Raw genomic sequence first — 3,454 nt, forward strand, 5'->3', positions numbered from 1 at the left:
CTCATCATAGCCCGGATCATTTTCCCAGGAGGGATTCTGCCGGGGGGTGGTGCGTGCCGGGGTGGGATTGTTCGGGTTTTCCGGCTCGTTTGGTAATCCCTCCGTCTGATCCTCCTCCGGTACGGTGGTCACCGGGGCTGTGGGGCTATCCTCCCCCCGGATCACCGGTGTGGTCTGTCTGGCATCCGTCTGGACAGGAGTGGTTCCCTCCGGGGGAATCTCCGCCCTGTATTCTGTGGTCAGCGCCGTATCCGTTGCCTGCTCCGGGGAATTCTCCACAGACAGTGCGCCCCCGTCCCGGGATGCTCTCCAGCTCCAGCCGATGAGAATGCCCACCAGCAGGGAGATCACTGCCACGATAATGAGCAGGTAGGGACCCAATACGTCCCAGATATCCCGCAGCACAAAGCCCTTGCAGCCCATTTCCTTCATCTGATCGCCGTAGAACTTCTTTTCTGCATGATCCATATTTTCAAGATCATTATAATTTGTACGCTTGCTGCGTTTCATATTGTCGCCCCCTGGGAACTTTTCAGGAATCCCTTGCAGGATCCCAAACAAGGCTATGCCGCCCTGGTTATGATTCATACTGCACAAAGTATAGCACATTGCGTACAAAATGTCAATGAATCCGTATTATAAGCGTTCGTTTTTGTAGCATATGTACAAATCCGAAACAGTAAAAATGGCACAATTGCTCTGTCTGAAGGACAATATATGCCGAAAAAAATGGGGCTGCTGAAAATCCGCAGTCCCATTTGTGCAAATTGACAAATGTAATCAGCTCAGCCCGAAGCTGATCTCCAGGGCATTGTTCACCTGGCTCATGGAGGGAGCGTCCAGCTCTCCCATCCGCTCCTTCAGCCGGCGCTTGTCGATGGTGCGGATCTGCTCCAGCAGCACCACGCTGTCCCGGGACAGACCGCAGCTTGCCGCCCGCAGCTCGATGTGGGTGGGCAGCTTTGCCTTCTCCCGCTGGCTGGTAATGGCAGCGGCGATCACCGTGGGGCTGTGCTTGTTGCCCACATCGTTCTGGACGATCAGCACCGGACGGACGCCCCCCTGCTCGGAGCCCACCACCGGGCTGAGATCTGCGTAGTAAATTTCTCCTCTTCTGACCATGCGGAGTCTCCCCTTTTCCTGATTTCACGCTTGCGCGTCTGTATGTAGTATGACCATCCCTGCCGGGTTTAATCACCCTTTGCAGTATATGCTGCCGCCGACGGATGGGTCGGGACAAGCCCGGAGCGGCAAATGACAAATTTATCTGAAACCCTGTGAAAAGTCTGTAAAATCGGTTGACGAAGCCGCCGAATGAGGCTATAATAAAAGAAAGAAAAAATTGCGGCACCGCCGCAGGAAGGAACCGATATGGGATTTCAAGGCTATGACAACCGGGAGCTCTCCTGGCTCAAATTCAACCAGCGTGTACTGGAGGAGGCATGCAATCCGGATGCCCCCCTGCTGGAGCGACTGAAATTCACCGCCATTTTCCAGTCCAATCTGGACGAATTTTTCCGGGTGCGGGTTGGCTCCCTGTACGATCAGCATCTCACCGACCCGGACAAATCCGATTCCCGCAGCGGCATGAACGCCAAGGAGCAGCTGAAGGCCATCTTCCGCCGGGTTCGGGAGTTGGAGCCCCAGCGGGACAATGCCTACGGGGAGATCATGCAGGCACTGGGGGCACATGGGGTCATGCAGGTCACCTACCCCACCGCCACCGACGAGGAGCGCCGCTTTCTGGACACCTACTTCAAGAAGGAGATCCGCCCTCTGATCGTACCCATGGTGGTGGACAAGGAGCATCCCTTCCCCTTTCTGAAAAACCAGGAGATCTACGCCGTGCTGCACCTGGAATCCAAATCCGGTGTCCGGCTGGGCATCATCCCCGTAAATGAGCAGTTCAAGCGGGTGATCCCTCTGGGAGAAAACGGCAAGCGTTTCATTCTGGCGGAGGATCTGATTCTGAGCCTGTCCCCCTCCATCTTCAAGAATTTCAAGGTCATTGACCGTACCCTGCTGCGGATCACCCGCAGTGCGGACATTGCGGTGACGGATGCCTTCTACGATTACTCCAACGACTTCCGGCAGATCATGGAGGAGCTTGTGAAGCAGCGGCAGAAACTGATGCCGGTGCGGATCCAGTTGTCCGCCAGCTTCAACCAGACCGCCACGGACTTCCTCCGGAAGCAGCTGGGCATCAAGAACAGTCAGATCTTCCCGGCAAAAGCCCCCCTGGATCTGTCCTTCGTGTACGGCATCCAGGACGTGACCCGGGAGGATACCCTGCTGTACCCCAAACGGGTGCCCCAGAATTCCCCCCAGGTGTCCGAGACCCGCCCCATGCTTGCCCAGATCAAAAAGCAGGACATCCTCCTGCACTACCCCTACCAGTCCATCCGCCCCTTCCTGCGGCTGCTGCAAGAAGCGGCAGAGGATGAAACCGTCCTGTCCATCAAGATCACCCTGTACCGGGTTGCCCGGAACAGCCAGGTGATCGATGCCCTGTGCCGGGCGGCGGAAAACGGCATCCGGGTACTGGTGCTGGTGGAGCTGCGTGCCCGGTTCGATGAGGAAAACAACATCGGCTGGTCCCGGCGGCTACAGCGTGCAGGCTGTGAGGTGATCTACGGCTCCCGGGCATTCAAGGTGCATTCCAAGCTGCTGCTCATCACCCAGAAGAGCCGCACCGGCGTTCACTACACCACCCAGATCGGCACTGGCAACTACAACGAGAAAACCTCCCTGCTGTACACGGATCTGTCCCTGATGACCGCAAATCAAGCCATCGGCGCAGAGGCGGAGAAGGTGTTTGACGCCCTGTGTGCGGATACCCAGATCGAGGAAAACGGCATGCTGCTGGTAGCGCCCCACACCCTGCGGAACCAGGTGTTACAGCTGATCGACCAGGAGATCCGCCGGGCATCCGAAGGGCTGGACAGCTACATCGGGCTGAAGCTCAATTCCATTTCCGACAAAATCGTCATCGAAAAGCTTATGGAGGCGTCGGATGCCGGGGTGCATGTGGATCTCATCGTCCGGGGCATCTGCTGCGTCATCGGGGGCATTCCCGGCAGAACGGAGCATATCCATGTGCGGAGCATCGTAGGCAGGTACTTAGAGCACAGCCGGATCTATATATTCGGCACCCCTGACCGGGCGAGGGTGTATATTGGCTCGGCGGACTACATGCCCCGGAACACCATCCACCGGGTGGAGGTGGCGGTGCCCCTGCTGGATCCGGCGATCCGGGCACGGGTGCTGCACATTTTCGATGTGTACCTGCATGACAACTGCAAGGCACGGCTCCAGCAGCCGGACGGCACTTATGTGCTGACCGCTCCGGCGGAGGGGGAGGAATCCCGGAACGCCCAGGAACAATTGTTCGATGAGGCATACGCCGCCGCCCCCAAGCGCCGCACCAGAAGGCCTGCGGCAAAGCCGGATGCTC

The 3,454-nt window shown here is 57.8% G+C and carries 3 protein-coding genes; 1 reads left to right on the top strand and 2 read right to left on the bottom strand.

Features of this window, described 5'->3' with window-relative positions:
• A partial coding sequence (locus tag QVO51_RS01495; RefSeq protein WP_288167724.1) for a hypothetical protein occupies positions 1-510 on the bottom strand: 510 nt, incomplete at its 3' end.
• A gap of 270 nt (positions 511-780) precedes the next feature.
• On the bottom strand, positions 781-1,122 hold the full coding sequence (locus tag QVO51_RS01500; protein WP_015557410.1) for a type II toxin-antitoxin system PemK/MazF family toxin: 342 nt from the start codon (positions 1,120-1,122) through the stop codon (positions 781-783).
• A gap of 249 nt (positions 1,123-1,371) precedes the next feature.
• Here QVO51_RS01500 and ppk1 point away from each other — a divergent pair.
• Positions 1,372-3,454 (top strand): polyphosphate kinase 1 (ppk1, locus tag QVO51_RS01505; protein WP_288167725.1); only part of this gene is annotated, 2,083 nt, incomplete at its 3' end.

The organism is Ruminococcus sp. CAG:379 (assembly GCF_000434255.1).
Lineage (GTDB): Bacteria > Bacillota > Clostridia > Oscillospirales > Ruminococcaceae > Ruminococcus_F > Ruminococcus_F champanellensis.